Origin of the sequence: Halorussus salinus (assembly GCF_004765815.2) — an archaeon.
Lineage (GTDB): Archaea > Halobacteriota > Halobacteria > Halobacteriales > Haladaptataceae > Halorussus > Halorussus salinus.
Genome location: NZ_ML974127.1, coordinates 704,050 through 717,875, shown reverse-complemented (window position 1 = coordinate 717,875; position 13,826 = coordinate 704,050). Strand labels below are relative to the sequence as shown.

Here is a 13,826-nt window from a genome sequence, read left to right as displayed (position 1 = left end):
GCGGAGACGTGACAGACGAACGACGATGACCGAGCCATCGCACGCCGTTTCGTCCGACGACACGGACGACTTCTACGGGTTCGTCGTCGGACTCTACGCGGCGACGGTCGCGGCCCCGGCGGTCGCAATCGGCGTCGCGCTGGTTTGGACGACCGACCCCGGTGTGCTGTTTTTCGCCCTGTTGGGAAGTCTGACGCTCGTCTCGGGGGTCCTCGGCCGGGTCGGTCGCCGGGAGTCGCTGGCGGTCCGCCTCGGCGGGACGCGGTGGATTTGGGCCGCGATTGCGCTCCCGTTCGCCAACTTGGTCGGTCTATTCGTCGCGGACCTCGCTGGAGTCGAGGCACCGCTCGGTTCGGCCGCTGGCGTCGCGCTCGTCGGTGCGGTGGCGGGGTTATTCGCGTCCATCGGTCTCGTCGCGGCCTCGCACAACCGCCACGCGAAGGCGCTGCTGGCGGACGCGCCGCCGACGGTCGAGTTCAGCGCCCGCGCCCCGGCCCGAGACCGACGGCGCGCGAAGTGGGTCGCCGGTGGTCTCCTCGCAGTGAGCGTCGTCTGTCTCGTCGCGGGGATACTGCTCCAGTCCGACCTGCTCCAGTTGGTGTTCCAGCTCGTCGCGCCGATGACGGCGGGGTTCTACGGAAGCACGACCGCACGCGAGATTCGGGTCTCCTCGGCCGGACTCGTCTCGGGGAGTCCGGTTCACAAGCATCTGGTTCCGTGGTCGAACTTCGAGAGTTACGACGTGACCGACGACGCAATCGTGGTTCGGCGGGCGGGGTGGTCGGCGTGGGGCCTGCGCGACGTTCGCCGGGACGCCACCGAGGTCGAAGACCCCGAGGAGGTCGCGGCCGCGCTTGACCGGTTCCTCCCTCGGCGGGAGTAGCGACCACCGCGAGCGGTCGTTGAGCAAGTTACTTGGGAGGTCCCCGCAACGTTTGCCGTACGGAGGTTTACGAGGATGGATACGCTCGAAGACGTAGACGAGGTCGTCCACGAACCCAGCGACGAGTTCGTGGAATCGACCAACGTCTACCAGTTCATGCAGGAGTACGGCATCGACGACTACGACGAGTTGATAGAACGGACGACCTCGGAGGTGGAAGGGGTCGGCGAATCGGGCGTCGAGTGGTTCTGGGACGAACTGGTCGAGTACCTCGGTATCGACTTCTACGAGGAGTACGACACCGTTCGGGACGACAGCAAAGGACCCCAGTTCTCGGAGTGGTACGAGGGCGGCGAGTTGAACATCGCCCACAACGTCGTGGACCGCCACGCTCGGCCCGACAGCGAGAATCGCAACAAGGTCGCCACCATCTGGGAAGGCGAAGACGGCGAAGTCCGGGAGATCACCTACCACGAACTCGCTCGCCAGTCGAACAAGGTCGCCAACGCGCTCGAAGAGCGCGGCGTCGAAGCGGGCGACTCGGTGGGGCTCTACATGCCGATGGTCCCGGAGGTCGTCTCGATTCTCTACGGCGCGCTCAAGGTCGGAGCCATCGTCGTGCCCATCTTCTCCGGGTTCGGCGTGGACGCGACCGCGACCCGCATCGAGGACCCCGAGTGTAAGGTGCTGTTCACCGCCGACGGCTTCTACCGCCGAGGAGACGAGGTGTTCCTCAAGGACACCGCCGACGAGGCCATCGACCAAGCGGGCCACGTCGAACACACCATCGTCTACGAGCGACTGGGCTACATCACCAGCGACGAGAAGTCCCTGAAGTGGCGGAGTCGCGACGATTCGTGGGAGGAAGCCGTCGAGACCCAATCGGACGAGTACGACACCGCGTCGATGGACTCGAACGACGAGTCGATGCTCCTGTACTCGTCGGGCACGACTGGCAAGCCGAAGGGCATCGTCCACACCCACGCTGGCGCGCTGATGCAGGCCGCCAAGGAGATTTACTTCGGCTTCGACCACAAGCCCAGCGACCGCTTCTTCTGGGTGAGCGACATCGGGTGGATGATGGGACCGTGGACGCTCATCGGCAACCACGCCCTCGGCGGCACCGTCTTCATGTACGAGGGCGCGCCCGACCACCCCGAACCCGACCGCTTCTGGGAGATGATAGACCGCCACGGTATCTCGACGTTCGGCATCTCGCCGACCGCGATTCGGGCCTTGCGGAAGTACGGCGACGAGTACGTCGAGAAACACGACCTCTCGACGCTCCGCCTGCTGGGTTCGACCGGCGAACCGTGGGACCCCGAGTCGTGGATGTGGTTCTACGAGAAGGTCGGCGGGAGCGAAGCGCCCATCATCAACATCTCCGGCGGCACCGAAATCATGGGCTGTTTCCTGATGCCGATGCCCATCCAGTCGCTCAAGCCCTGCACGCTCGGCGGGCCGGGACTCGGCATGGACATCGACATCGTGGATTCGCAGGGCGAGTCCATCGCCGACACTCACGAGCGGGGTTTCCTCGTCGCCAGAGACTCCTGTCCCTCGATGACCAAGAGCCTCTGGTCGGGCGACGAGCGCTACCTGAACGAGTACTGGTCGTCCTTCGAAGACCCGCCGCTGTGGGACCACGGCGACTGGGCGCAGAAGGACGAGGAGGGCTTCTGGTTCCTCCACGGCCGGGCGGACGACGCCATCAACGTGGCGGGCCGGAAGGTCGGTCCCGCCGAGGTCGAGGGTGCGCTCATCGACCACGACGCCGTGAATCAGGCCGCCGCGGTGGGCGTCCCCGACGACACCACCGGACAGGCCGTGGTCGCCTACGTCATCCTCGAAGACGGCTTCGAGGTCGGCGACGCGCTCCGCGAGGAGTTGCGCGAACAGGTCGGCCAAGAACTCGGCAAGCCGTTCAAGCCCCGCGAGGTGCTGTTCGTCTCCGAGTTCCCCAAGACTCAGAGCGGGAAAATCATCCGGCGGGCCATCGAGGCGACCTACACCGGCGAGGAGTTGGGCGACATGTCCTCCATCGAGAACCCCGAGGCGCTGGACGAACTGGCGGACGCGGAGTAGCGCCGACTCACTCCGCTCCGACCCACTCGTCGCGGAGCAGTCCGTAGACGTGTTCGTCGCGGTACGCGCCTTCCACGAAGTTGTTCTGCCGGAGCGTCCCTTCGAGCGCGAAGCCGAGGCGGTCGAGTAAGGCCCGCGAGGAGTCGTTGTGAGCGAAGACGTGGGCTTGGACCCCCCGGACCGACCGCGCGTCGAAGAGGTGGTCGAGAAAGAGCGTCATCGCCTCGGTCGCGTACCCCTCGCCGTGGTACTCCGGCAGGAGCCAGTAAGAGACTTTCCCACGAGGTCGGTCGAGTTCCCACGCGTTCACGGTGCCGATGGGAGTCGGGTCGGCGTCGGGGTCCTCCGGCGGCAGACAGACCAACAGGTTGGCGCTGTCGTCCCGCTCCACCCAGTCCTCGACGGTCTCCTCGGACTGCGCGAGGTTCGTCGGGTCGGCCAACCCGAGGGGACCGCGGACATCTGGGTGGTTGCGGCCGCGCTGGTAGAACGCCGCGTCGTCGCGTTCGACGGTGTGGAGGCTGACGCGCTCGCCGCGCGCAAAAGTGACGCCGGGCATGGTCCGACGGACGCGCGGCCCCGGTAAAATCGTTTTCTCTCGCCCTCAGGCGCAGGACGTGACGACCTCGACCGTCGCGTTCGCTTCGACACGTATCTCGGTCGTGCAGTAGTCGTCGGTCCCCGTGACCGCGAACGATTCGGGGTCGCGGTCGTCCACGGCGACGACGAGTCGGTACTCCTCGCCCGCCGCGGTGGCCTCCTCGAACGCGACCGACTCGCCCGGTTCGAGCGACGCTATCGACTCGGTGAAGGTATCCGGCGACTCGCCCGTCGCGGAGACGTTCACGGGAACAATCTCGATTCGGACCGTGTGATTCTGGTCGTCGCCGTTCGAGACGCGAAGGTCGTCCATCGGCGGCGGCGGAGCCTGCCCGATGCCGAGGAATACGACGCCCAAGACCGCGCCGCCGAGGAGGGCGAGCGCCGCGAAGCCAGCGAACCAGAGCGCGAGTCCCTTCCAGAACGTCGAGTCGGTCATCCGGTACGGTCGCGGGCACGGAGTAGTAAGTTTTCTGTTAGCTCACTCGAACAGCTTCTCCTCGCGGTCTATCGACTCGATGGCGGCCACGTCGTCCGAATCGAGTTCAAGGTCGAGCGCCGCGAGGTTCTCTCGGAGGTGGGCGTCGCTGGCCGACCGGGGAATCGGAACGACCTCGTCTTTTCCGGCGAGCCACGCGAGACTGACCTGCGCGGGCGTCACGTCGTGTTTCTCGGCGACAGAGCGTATCTCGGGTACGTCGAACACCTCGCCCTGCGCGAGCGGCGAGTAGGCGACCAGCGTATAGTCGTTTTTCTGGGCGTCGGCCAGCAGGTCGTCCTGCTGGTAGAGAGGGTGCATCTCGACCTGATTCGCCGCGAGCGGGGCGTCCAGAATCTCGCGGGCCTCGGCCACCTGCTCGGCGTCGAAGTTGCTCACGCCCACGGCGCGGACCCGGCCCTCGTCGCGCAGGCGGTCAAACGCTGGCAGGGTCTCGTCGGAGTCGTAGGCGTCGATGGGTCGGTGGACGTAGAGCAAATCGACGTAACCGACCCCGAGCCTGTCGAGGCTCTCGCGCGTGCTGGCCGCCACCTCCTCGGGCGCGAGGCTGTCGGCCCACACCTTCGTCGCCAGCGAGAGGTCCCCGCGCTCGACCGACGCGCGCTCGATACCTCGGCCGACGACCGCCTCGTTGTCGTATATCTGGGCGGTGTCGAGGTGGCGGTAGCCGATGTCTATCGCCGACGCGATGCGGTCGGCCTCCTCGATACCCATCGTCCCGAGTCCGAGCCTCGGCGTCACCGCCAGCGGGTCGTCGCTCATACCGTCTCGTTCTCGCCGGGACAGTTAGTCCCCCCGGACGCCGGTCGGTCAGACGACTGCCTCGGGTCGAACGACGGTCTCCTCGGGCGCGTCGCCGTCCGCGACCGCGAAATCACCCGTCGCGTCGCCGTCGGGGAGGAGAACGGCTCCGCCCGCCAGCAAGGGCGCGACCACGCCCGCGACGACCGCGCCGGGGCGCGCGAGCGGTGCCCGGACCGCCACCTCGTCGCCGGGTTCGAGGTCCCAGTCGTCGGCCACCGCTCGGGCCGCCCCGAGGAGGTCCGCGTGGGAGAACGCCTCGTCCCCGGCGACGAGCGCGACCGCCTCGCTCTCGACCGGCGTCTCCGGGAACGCCGGGTTCTCGCTCCACACGTCGCGCTCGAAGTGCGCGACGGCGGGGTCGTCGGGCGGGCCGCCGTAGCCCACGCGCTGGCACCCCGGCGCGACCTCGTAGTCGCCGACCTCCTCGGACGGCGCGGCGACGACGCGAGCGTCGAGAGCGTCCGAGACGCCAAACCGCGTCCGCGCGCCCAGTAGCGCCGCCCCGAGAAACGAGAAGACGACCTCTGGTTCGGGGTCGTCTGCGACCGCGACGGTGGCGTCGGCGTGGACTCCTCGTCGCCGCCAGAAGTTGCCGGTCTTCCACGCAGTCGTGCAGAACCGGTGGTAGTCGTAGCGCCGGTTCTCGCGCGGCGCGACGAGGGCGGTGTCGTCGCTCCGCCGCTCGCGGGTCACGAGGTCGCCCAACTTGTCCATGCTCGGCCGTTGGAAGCGGGGCGGAAAAATCGCGTCGGTTCTCGAACGGAAGTGGCTTTAGCTGTCTCTTAGACGTAGAAAGATATTTTATAAACATAATTTTATTTTCTCCGCCCCCTGCTCCGGTTTGCGATGCGGCCGGTAGAGCGGCGTGGTCGCTGGCGCGATGCAATCGGTAGAGTGGTGCGGTAGGTAAAGCGGCGCGCTGGGTGGAGGGTGCAGTCGGTCGAATGCCTGCTATTGGATTTCGTGTGCCACTCCGGTCGTCCGGCGAACCGCCGAACGTCGGTGTGACTGCTAACGATACGCAAACAATTATATCAATCGTACTGGAATTACCGCTGAAATGTCACTCGTCGAGGAGACCGCGACGGCCGCCCGTCGTCTGCGAGACCAGTCCGTCCGCTACGCCCGAGAGTTCGCCGCGTTAGCCATCTACGCCGTCGTCTGCGTGGCCGTCTGCGCCCCGACGGTCATCGCCACCGGCGGTGCCATCTTCTGGGGCAGTTCGCAACTCGGCCTCGACGGCGCGGCCCGGACCGTCTACTTCGCCGCTGGCGTCTTCGTCATCATGCTCGTGTTCACGATGCTCCATCGGTTCGTCCAGCAACTCCATCGCAGACTGTTCGGTGCCACCCGGTCGCCGATGTGGCAGGTCTGACGCCGACCGACGAGCGGTCTCGAAGAAAAAACGGGGTTGCGAACTCGGGCGGTCGCCCGCACAGGAGTGGGCGGCGCTACTCGGCGGCGACTTCGTCTTCGAACTCGATTTCGGTGCCGTCGTCCCGCCCGGACAGCCACGTCGTCACCGCGACGGACCCGCCGGTCAGCAGGCCGAACTTCGTTCCGTTTCCGCCGCCCGCGCGGACGACGAGAGTGGCGAGTACGAACGCGACGATACCGCTGAGGAGGCTCTTTTTGAGTCCCATGTTTCACGCTACGACTGGTCGCCTAAAAGAGATGTCTATCGCTCCCGACGAGTGAGAACTGGCCACACACGCCGCGGGTGACCGACGAGCGGCGTCGCGGGCGACGGCCGAGGAGTGCCGTGGCTCGCGCTCTCGGCGCGAAAATACGAAGAAAACGTCGAGACCGTTACTGCGGACTCGGACTGCCGGTGCCCTGACGGCCGACCTGCCGTTCGAGAGCCGACCCGGTGATGTTCTTCAGGCGGTCCACGAGGCTGTCCTTTTCGGCCTCGCCTTCGAGCGCGACTTCCAGCACTTCGCTGATGTGGGAGACGGGGATGATCTCGATCTGCTCCTCGTACTCCTCTTCGATCATCACGTCGTCCTCGTTGGCCGCCGGGATGATGACGCGGTCGAGACCCGCCTTCGCGGCGGCCTCGATTTTGTGCGTGACGCCGCCGACCGGCAGCACGTCGCCCCGGACCGACAGCGAACCAGTCATCGCGAGGTCCTGTCCGACCGGGATGTCCTCTAACGCGGAGATGACGGCCGTGGCGACCGTGATGGACGCCGAGTCGCCGTCCACGCCCTGTTGGCCAGCTTGGACGAACTGGATGTGAACGTCCTTCTCGGTGATGTCCTCGTCGCTGAACTTCTTGATGATGGCCGAGACGTTCTGGACCGCCTCCTGAGCCATCTCCTTGAGTTGCCCCGTGGCGATGACTTCGCCGGGACCCTGCGAGGGCGTCACTTCGGCCATCACGGGGAGGACGATACCGGAGTCCTCGCCCATGACCGCGAGTCCGTTGACGCGGCCGACGACCTCGCCCTGATTGACGGTGAGTTCGTAGTCCTTCCGGCGCTCGATGTAGTCGTCGGCGACCTGTTGCTCGATGGAGCGACTGCGGCGCTTGGCCTGCAGCACGTCCTCGCGCTCGGTCTGGTCCTTGTTCGCGGCGCGAGCGATGTCGCCCGCCACGCGGACGAGACCGCCGAGGTCGCGCAGTTTGAGCGTGAGGTGGTCCTTACGGCCCGACCGGCGCTGGGCTTCGAGGATGACCTCCTCGACGGCCTCCTCGTCGAAGTGCGGGAGTCGGCCGTCCTTCTCGACCTCTTGGGCGATGAACCGAGTGTACTTCCGGCGCATCTCCGGGGTGTCGTCGATGGTGTCGTCCATGTACACCTCGTAGCCGTACCCCTTGATACGGCTCCGGAGCGCGGGGTGCATGTTCTCCATCGCGTCCATGTTCCCCGCGGCAATCATGATGAAGTCACAGGGGACGGGTTCAGTCTGGACCATCGCGCCCGAGGAGCGCTCGGACTGGCCCGTGATGGAGAACTCGCCCTCCTGAATCGCGGTCATCAGCTTCTGCTGACTGCGGATGTCGAGAGTGTTGATCTCGTCCACGAACAGCACGCCCTTGTTGGCCTTGTGGATGGCACCCGGCTCCACGCGGTCGTGGCTCGGGGTCTCCATCCCGCCGGACTGGAAGGGGTCGTGGCGAACGTCGCCCAGCAGCGCACCGGCGTGGGCACCGGTCGCGTCCTCGAAGGGCGCGGTGGTCTGGTCGGCGTGGTTGACCAGCAGGTTCGGAATCATCGCGTCGTTGCCCCGCGACCCGTAGCGGAACGCGAGGTAGATGACGCCCGCCGCGAGGATGCCGAGCAGCGGTCGCGTGGCGATGAGGAGCGCGTACCCCACCACGATGGCGATGATGACCCACATCAAGAACGAGCGCATCTGGTTGCGCTTGCGGGCCTCCTCCTTGTGGGCCTCGATAATCTGCTCGCCTTTCCCCGCCGGGACGGTCCGAACCTTGGGTTCGTTGCCGTCGTCGGGGTTGTGGTAGACGAGCACGTCCTGCAAGTCCTCCTTGGGGAGGAGTTCGCTCATCGCCTTCGCCAGCATCGACTTCCCCGTGCCGGGCGTGCCGATCATCATCACGTGGCGGCGCTGTTTCGCCGCCTTCTGGACCACGTCACGGGCGTGGTCCTGACCGATGACCTGATCCACCAGTCGGTCGGGAATGTCTATCTCTTCGGTGGTCTCGATGTCAAGCCCGCCCAGCAGGTCCTCCTCGACGGCTTCGTCGTCCGCGATGTCGGGTTCGACATCGCTGCCGAGGTCTTCGAACGCCGAGCCCCCCTGCTCGGACGTTTGCTCCTGCGGCGGAGCCTCGTTATCGGTGTCCTTGCTCATAGAACTGTCCTGTACGTGTCTGAATGCAGGGCTGGAGAATTGATATACTTTCTCCCTCGATTCGCCGGAGGCGGTTACGTCGAACTCACCGCGACAGCGGCTGAAAACCGGCTTTCCTCCGAGCGCGGCGACTCGCCACGCTTATAAAACCTCACCGTGGAACGCTATTGTATGACTCGCGGGTTCTACATCGGTCGGTTCCAACCCTACCACAACGGCCACCACAACGTGGTCCAGCGCATCGCCGAGGAGGTAGACGAACTCGTCCTCGGCATCGGGAGTGCGGGCGACTCCCACACTCGACACGACCCCTTCACGGCGGGCGAGCGCATCATGATGATAACGAAGTCGCTCGTGGACTCGGACCTCGTGACCTACGCGGTTCCCATCGAGGACTTGGACCGCAACTCGGTGTGGGTCAGCCACGTCCAGAGCATGAGTCCGGACTTCGACGTGGCGTACTCGAACAACCCGCTGGTTATCCGCCTGTTCGAGGAGGCCGGGGTCGAGGTGCGCCAGTCGCCGATGTACGACCGTCACGTCTTGGAGGGTACCGAAGTTCGGGACCGGATGATAGCGGGCGACGACTGGGAGTCGCTGGTTCCGGACGCCGTGGTCGAGGTCGTCGAGGAGACCGGCGGTCTGGACCGGATTCAGCGCGTGAGCGACTCGGACAGCAACGGAAAGTGACGAGTCTCGTAGTTCGCCGAGCAGTTCGGGTGGGATTTCTGTGGCTGGTCGGTTGAGAGTGCTTTCTGTAGCCGGTCGTTTCGGTGCTGGTAGCCGGGCGTTTCGGTGCTGGTAGCCGGGCGTTTCGGTGCTGGTAGCCGGTCGTTTCGGTGCTGGTAGCCGGGCGTCAAGGAGCTAGCTTCAGGCTTGAGCAGAGGAGTCCACTGCACGGCACCGCGCCGCACGGCACCGCGCCGCACCGCGACCGCGGGCCACCTCCTCCCCAACCGATTGCGTTGCTCGGTCGGCACTCCCTCCGGTCGTTTCTCCCTGCGCTACTCATCCCTCGCGCGTGTCGGCGCGGTCACGGGGACCGCGCCAGCACGCGCCGACTGCCGGACCGTCCGAGCGTTCGACCCGGAGACGGTTCGGGCGTTCGACCCAGACGGTCCGAACGTTCGACCCGGAGGCCCCACCCGACGATTCGGAGACTGATGATTTTAGACCGACGCGACCGAACGACAGACCATGATAACGCTCGCATCCGACTTCGGCACGCCCTACCCCGCCGCGATGAAGGGCGTAATGCTACAGCGAACCGACGCGCGACTGGTGGACGTAGCCCACGACTTCCCGCGACAAGACGTGCGAACCGCCGCGTTCTGGCTTCGAGAGGTCTTGCCCTACTTCCCCTCGGCGGTCCACCTCGCCGTCGTGGACCCCGGCGTCGGCACCGAACGCGCCGCGCTGGCGATTCGAGCGGGCGACCACGCGCTCGTCGGACCGGACAACGGGGTTCTCCTCCCGGCGGCCCGCGAGTTGGCCGACCGCACCGACGCGACCGAAATCGAGGTCTTCGAGGTCGAGTATCTGGACCCCGCGAGTTCCACGTTCCACGGCCGCGACGTGTTCGCGCCCGCCGCCGCCGAGATTCACGAGGAGGGCGTCGAACGGTTCCACGAGCGCGAGGACGTGGTGCCCGTCGGCGAGTACGAGGACCTCCGGTTCCCCGACCCGGACATCGAGGACGGGGCCGCGGTCGGCGACGGCATCGCGGTCGGCGAGGTGCTGGTCGTGGACGACTTTGGCAACGCCGTCACCAACCTCCCCGGCGAGCTGCTGGGCGACCGCGAGTCGGTGTCGGTGAACGGCGAGTCGGCACCGGTCGCGCGAGCCTACGCACAACTGCCCGCTGGCGACCGACTCGTCACGGTCGGGAGTCACGGCAACGTCGAGTTGGCGGTCAACCGCGGCCGCGGTGACGACGCCTTCGGCGTTGCCGTCGGCAACGAGGTGCGAGTCGAGTAAAAAAGACCAGTCAGTCGCTCCGAACCGAGGTCTCGTCGTCGGTCTTCCCGCCGAGCGAATCTATCTCGAAGTAAGCTAACTCCACGACGACGGCGACGACCGTGATGGCCGCGACCGTGTAGAAGACGCCCCGCTGGGCGCTCCAGAGGTGCCAGAGCATCATCGGCAGGAAGGCGACCGTCCCGACCAGTCCGACGGCGGGCGGAATCGCCGACACGTCCTCGTGGTCGCGCTGTCCCAGCGCGAGGTAGCTCATCGCGCCGAACACGACGATGAACGTCAGCGACGCGAACGACGTGATGCCCTCCAGACTACCGACCACGGTGAACGCCGCGGTCAGCAGGCCGAGGAGAACGATGATTCGCTTGGGCAGGTGGTCGCCCTCCTCGAACTCGTCGGGCGACTTGGGGTCGAGTTGCTGGGGAAGCAGTTCGTTCTCGATGAGTCGGTCGGAGAACTGCGCGCTGGTGAACAGCGTCGCGTTGATGGCGCTCGCGGTCGAGAACAGCGCCGAGAGCGCGATGACGAAGTGGCCCATCGACCCGCCGAACTCGCTTGCAGCGGTTGCCAGTGCGACCTCGGGGCGCTGGGAGACCAGTGCGACGCCGACGATGCTGGTCGTGACGATTGCGACCCCGATGTAGATGGCCACCGCGGTCGGAATCGAGATGTAGATAGCGGTCGGGTTCGTGTCGCTGTGGTCCTTGATCGTCCCCTGAGAGTACATCAGCAGTTGCCAGCCTTGGAACGCGACGAACGACATCGCGGCCGCCATAATCGGCTCGAATCCGAGTCCGCCGAGGCCGAGTTCGACGCCGCCGCCGGTCGCGGTCTCGCCGCCGTTGGCGAACGCGAACCAGAGGCCGAACGCGACGAAACCCACGAGGACCGCGATTTTGAGTACCACCAGCACGATTTCGACCCAGCCGGACTCCTCGACGCCGACCAGATTCAGGCCGACGAACACGCCGATGATGGCGAGCGAGAGCAACGCCCGTAACGGGAGGCCAAACACCTGCTCCATCGGGAGCATGTCCACGGCGTAGCTCCCGAACGCGTAGGCGTACATCGCCATCGACCCGACGTAACCGAACAACAGCGTCCAGCCAGCCATCCCCGCGAGCGTCGAACTGTCGGCGAACCATTCGAGATACGTCGGCGACGCGCCCTCGGGCTGGCTCAGTTGGTTCAGTTTGATGTACGAGTACCCGGCACAGAGCGCGACCAGTCCGGCAAGCACGAACGACAGCCACGCGAGCGCCCCGGTGACCTTCACGACCACCCCCAGCACCGCGTAGATACCGCCACCTATCATCCCACCCAATGCCATCGAAATCGCCCCGGTGAGACCGAGGTCCCCGCCCTCGGCGTCGCCCCTGATTTCGGATTCGCCAGTAGCCATTCGGCCCGTCTAACGGAAGGAGACGTTTGAATCTTTTAGCCGTCTATAAGTTTTCGCACCCTCTCGGAGGGGAAACGCCGAGCGACGAACCGAACCGCCTCAGAGCCCGGTCTCGACGACGTGGCCCCACCGGTCCATCCCTTCGGCTTCGTAGAAGTCGAGCGCGTCGTCGTTGCCTCCCCTGACCGCGAGCGCGACGTACTCGCAGTCTCGGTCCTCGGCCCACGACTCCACGAAATCGAGGAGCGCCGCGCCGTGTCCTTCGCCGCGGTGGGTCTCGTCCACCACGAAGTCGTGAATCCACGCGTGGCGAGCGTGGTGGAGGACGCGCTGAATCGAGACGCCCGCGACCGCGACCAGCACCTCGTCGGCCAGTAAGCCGAACAGCCGATAGTCGTCCTCGTCGGCCCACGACCGAACGAACGCCTCGTCGGCGTCGGTCCAGAGTTGACGCAGAATCGGGAGCGCGGCGGTCCACTCCGCTTCGGTAGTCAGCTCTTCGACACGAGTTTCGGGCATGCGGAACTCCTCGGAGGGGAGTGACAAGGACGTTTCGCCGCGGTGACGTTCGCCACTGTCCGTGGGAACTCAGGCGCGCTCGCCACTCTCGTCGTCGTACCGGGAAGCGACGCTGACCAGTCCGAACAGGAGCGCCAGCACGCTCGCGGTCACTGCCATCCCGAACGCGGCCATCACGACCGGCGTCATCTGGAACGACACCACGCCCAGCAGGTCCATCGCCACCTCGCGCTTCTGGCCGGACGCGCCGACGATAGCGCCGATACCGCCCGCCACGAGGACGACGATAACCGAGACGGCGGCGAAGATGGGTCGGCTCGAAATCGTCGAGTCGGTAGTCACGCTCGGCGGTTGGGACCGGCCGCGATTAGGCGTGTCGGTACTGGACGGAAGCGAAGCGACCGTGTCGGTCCGAGTGAGTCAGCGGTACCGATTCAGGCGCTCTTTCAGGTCGCGGGCGGCCTCCTCGGCCGCGTCGGCGTAGGATTGGTCGGACTCCTCTCCGGCGAAGATGATGCCGCGGGTCGAGTTGACCAGTCCCGCGCCGTTCGTCGCGGTGGCGTACGTCGCGGCGGCCTCGGCGTCGCCGCCCTGCGCGCCGACGCCGGGGACGAGGAAGGGTAAGTCCGGGACGCGCTCGCGGACGCGCCGGAGTTCGTCGGGCGTCGTCGCGCCGACGACCAACCCGACGTTCCGGTTGCCCGCCGCGCTCCACTCGCTGGCGAGGTCCGCGACGCGCTCGTACACGAGGTCGCCGTCGGCGAGTTCCAACTCCTGTAGGTCCGCGCCGCCGGGGTTCGAGGTCCGACAGAGGAGGAAACATCCGGACTCCTCGCGGTCGAGGAACGGGGCGAGCGAGTCCCGCCCGAGGAAGGGGTTGAGGGTGATGGCGTCCACCGAGTCCAGCGCCTCGGCGTACTGCCGGGAGGTGTTGCCGATGTCGGCGCGCTTGGCGTCGAGCAGGACCGGAACCCCCTTCTCGCGGGCGTGTTCGACCGTCTTCTCCAAGGCGCGCCAGCCGTCGGGGTCCTCGTAGAACGCCGCGTTGGGCTTGAACACGGCGGCGTGTTCGTGGGTCGCGTCGATGATGCGGCGGTTGAACTCCCACCGCGGCAGGTCGGCGTCCCGAACGTCGTCGGGCAGGCGGTCGGTGTCGGGGTCGAGACCGACCGAAACGATGCTGTCGATGTCGGCGATGCGGTCGGTGAGTCGGTCGAAGAACGCGGTCATTGCTC

Annotated in this window: 15 protein-coding genes; 5 read left to right on the top strand and 10 right to left on the bottom strand. The window is 66.4% G+C overall.

Annotation, left to right across the window (positions count from 1 at the left end; genetic code table 11):
- Positions 1-25: 25 nt before the first annotated feature.
- Positions 26-883 carry a hypothetical protein gene (locus EPL00_RS03590; RefSeq protein WP_135851787.1) on the top strand — a complete coding sequence of 286 codons (858 nt, stop codon included), beginning with the start codon at positions 26-28 and terminating at the stop codon, positions 881-883.
- 75 nt (positions 884-958) lie between these two features.
- Positions 959-2,968: an AMP-binding protein gene (locus EPL00_RS03585; protein WP_135851788.1), complete on the top strand. Its 2,010-nt coding sequence runs from the start codon at positions 959-961 to the stop codon at positions 2,966-2,968.
- A gap of 7 nt (positions 2,969-2,975) precedes the next feature.
- Here EPL00_RS03585 and EPL00_RS03580 read toward each other — a convergent pair whose 3' ends face one another.
- The 4 genes from EPL00_RS03580 to EPL00_RS03565 are packed head-to-tail and all read right to left on the bottom strand — an operon-like array spanning position 2,976 to position 5,585.
- Positions 2,976-3,527 carry a GNAT family N-acetyltransferase gene (locus tag EPL00_RS03580; protein ID WP_135851789.1) on the bottom strand — a complete coding sequence of 184 codons (552 nt, stop codon included), beginning with the start codon at positions 3,525-3,527 and terminating at the stop codon, positions 2,976-2,978.
- A gap of 45 nt (positions 3,528-3,572) precedes the next feature.
- Positions 3,573-4,007: a hypothetical protein gene (locus EPL00_RS03575; RefSeq protein WP_135851790.1), complete on the bottom strand. Its 435-nt coding sequence runs from the start codon at positions 4,005-4,007 to the stop codon at positions 3,573-3,575.
- Between the two features lie 42 nt (positions 4,008-4,049).
- Entirely contained in the window at positions 4,050-4,829 is a 780-nt protein-coding gene (locus tag EPL00_RS03570; protein WP_135851791.1) for an aldo/keto reductase, read from the bottom strand.
- A gap of 48 nt (positions 4,830-4,877) precedes the next feature.
- Positions 4,878-5,585: an acyl-CoA synthetase family protein gene (locus tag EPL00_RS03565; RefSeq protein WP_135851792.1), complete on the bottom strand. Its 708-nt coding sequence runs from the start codon at positions 5,583-5,585 to the stop codon at positions 4,878-4,880.
- A gap of 346 nt (positions 5,586-5,931) precedes the next feature.
- Between EPL00_RS03565 and EPL00_RS03560 the strand changes: the two genes are divergently transcribed.
- On the top strand, positions 5,932-6,246 hold the full coding sequence (locus EPL00_RS03560; protein ID WP_135851793.1) for a hypothetical protein: 315 nt from the start codon (positions 5,932-5,934) through the stop codon (positions 6,244-6,246).
- A gap of 76 nt (positions 6,247-6,322) precedes the next feature.
- On the opposite strand, the gene EPL00_RS03555 is transcribed toward EPL00_RS03560, so the two are convergent.
- A complete protein-coding gene (locus EPL00_RS03555; protein WP_135851794.1) occupies positions 6,323-6,514 on the bottom strand; it encodes a hypothetical protein in 192 nt (63 codons plus the stop codon).
- A 166-nt stretch (positions 6,515-6,680) separates the two neighbouring features.
- On the bottom strand, positions 6,681-8,693 hold the full coding sequence (gene lonB / locus EPL00_RS03550) for an ATP-dependent protease LonB (protein ID WP_135851795.1): 2,013 nt from the start codon (positions 8,691-8,693) through the stop codon (positions 6,681-6,683).
- A 171-nt stretch (positions 8,694-8,864) separates the two neighbouring features.
- Here lonB and EPL00_RS03545 point away from each other — a divergent pair, with 171 nt between their 5' ends.
- Complete coding sequence (locus tag EPL00_RS03545; RefSeq protein ID WP_135851796.1) at positions 8,865-9,383, top strand: nicotinamide-nucleotide adenylyltransferase; 519 nt, start codon at positions 8,865-8,867, stop codon at positions 9,381-9,383.
- A gap of 507 nt (positions 9,384-9,890) precedes the next feature.
- Positions 9,891-10,670, top strand: coding sequence for an SAM hydrolase/SAM-dependent halogenase family protein (locus EPL00_RS03540; RefSeq protein ID WP_135851797.1), 780 nt, complete (start codon positions 9,891-9,893; stop codon positions 10,668-10,670).
- A 10-nt stretch (positions 10,671-10,680) separates the two neighbouring features.
- On the opposite strand, the gene EPL00_RS03535 is transcribed toward EPL00_RS03540, so the two are convergent.
- The 4 genes from EPL00_RS03535 to pyrF form a co-directional block, all read right to left on the bottom strand.
- The gene (locus EPL00_RS03535; RefSeq protein WP_135851798.1) at positions 10,681-12,072 is read right to left on the bottom strand and encodes an APC family permease; all 1,392 of its coding nucleotides are present in this window, start codon (positions 12,070-12,072) and stop codon (positions 10,681-10,683) included.
- A gap of 99 nt (positions 12,073-12,171) precedes the next feature.
- Positions 12,172-12,591, bottom strand: a complete 420-nt coding sequence (locus EPL00_RS03530) for a GNAT family N-acetyltransferase (RefSeq protein ID WP_135851799.1) — start codon at positions 12,589-12,591, stop codon at positions 12,172-12,174.
- A 69-nt stretch (positions 12,592-12,660) separates the two neighbouring features.
- On the bottom strand, positions 12,661-12,933 hold the full coding sequence (locus tag EPL00_RS03525) for a DUF7520 family protein (protein ID WP_135851800.1): 273 nt from the start codon (positions 12,931-12,933) through the stop codon (positions 12,661-12,663).
- 78 nt (positions 12,934-13,011) lie between these two features.
- Positions 13,012-13,821 carry an orotidine-5'-phosphate decarboxylase gene (gene pyrF / locus EPL00_RS03520; RefSeq protein WP_135851801.1) on the bottom strand — a complete coding sequence of 270 codons (810 nt, stop codon included), beginning with the start codon at positions 13,819-13,821 and terminating at the stop codon, positions 13,012-13,014.
- Positions 13,822-13,826: the final 5 nt, after the last annotated feature.

Coding starts and splice junctions, on each gene's coding strand:
- EPL00_RS03590 (WP_135851787.1), top strand. CDS start 26: ATGACCGAGCCATCGCACGCCGTTTCGTCCGACGACACGGACGACTTC.
- EPL00_RS03585 (WP_135851788.1), top strand. CDS start 959: ATGGATACGCTCGAAGACGTAGACGAGGTCGTCCACGAACCCAGCGAC.
- EPL00_RS03580 (WP_135851789.1), bottom strand. CDS start 3,527: ATGCCCGGCGTCACTTTTGCGCGCGGCGAGCGCGTCAGCCTCCACACC.
- EPL00_RS03575 (WP_135851790.1), bottom strand. CDS start 4,007: ATGACCGACTCGACGTTCTGGAAGGGACTCGCGCTCTGGTTCGCTGGC.
- EPL00_RS03570 (WP_135851791.1), bottom strand. CDS start 4,829: ATGAGCGACGACCCGCTGGCGGTGACGCCGAGGCTCGGACTCGGGACG.
- EPL00_RS03565 (WP_135851792.1), bottom strand. CDS start 5,585: ATGGACAAGTTGGGCGACCTCGTGACCCGCGAGCGGCGGAGCGACGAC.
- EPL00_RS03560 (WP_135851793.1), top strand. CDS start 5,932: ATGTCACTCGTCGAGGAGACCGCGACGGCCGCCCGTCGTCTGCGAGAC.
- EPL00_RS03555 (WP_135851794.1), bottom strand. CDS start 6,514: ATGGGACTCAAAAAGAGCCTCCTCAGCGGTATCGTCGCGTTCGTACTC.
- lonB (WP_135851795.1), bottom strand. CDS start 8,693: ATGAGCAAGGACACCGATAACGAGGCTCCGCCGCAGGAGCAAACGTCC.
- EPL00_RS03545 (WP_135851796.1), top strand. CDS start 8,865: ATGACTCGCGGGTTCTACATCGGTCGGTTCCAACCCTACCACAACGGC.
- EPL00_RS03540 (WP_135851797.1), top strand. CDS start 9,891: ATGATAACGCTCGCATCCGACTTCGGCACGCCCTACCCCGCCGCGATG.
- EPL00_RS03535 (WP_135851798.1), bottom strand. CDS start 12,072: ATGGCTACTGGCGAATCCGAAATCAGGGGCGACGCCGAGGGCGGGGAC.
- EPL00_RS03530 (WP_135851799.1), bottom strand. CDS start 12,591: ATGCCCGAAACTCGTGTCGAAGAGCTGACTACCGAAGCGGAGTGGACC.
- pyrF (WP_135851801.1), bottom strand. CDS start 13,821: ATGACCGCGTTCTTCGACCGACTCACCGACCGCATCGCCGACATCGAC.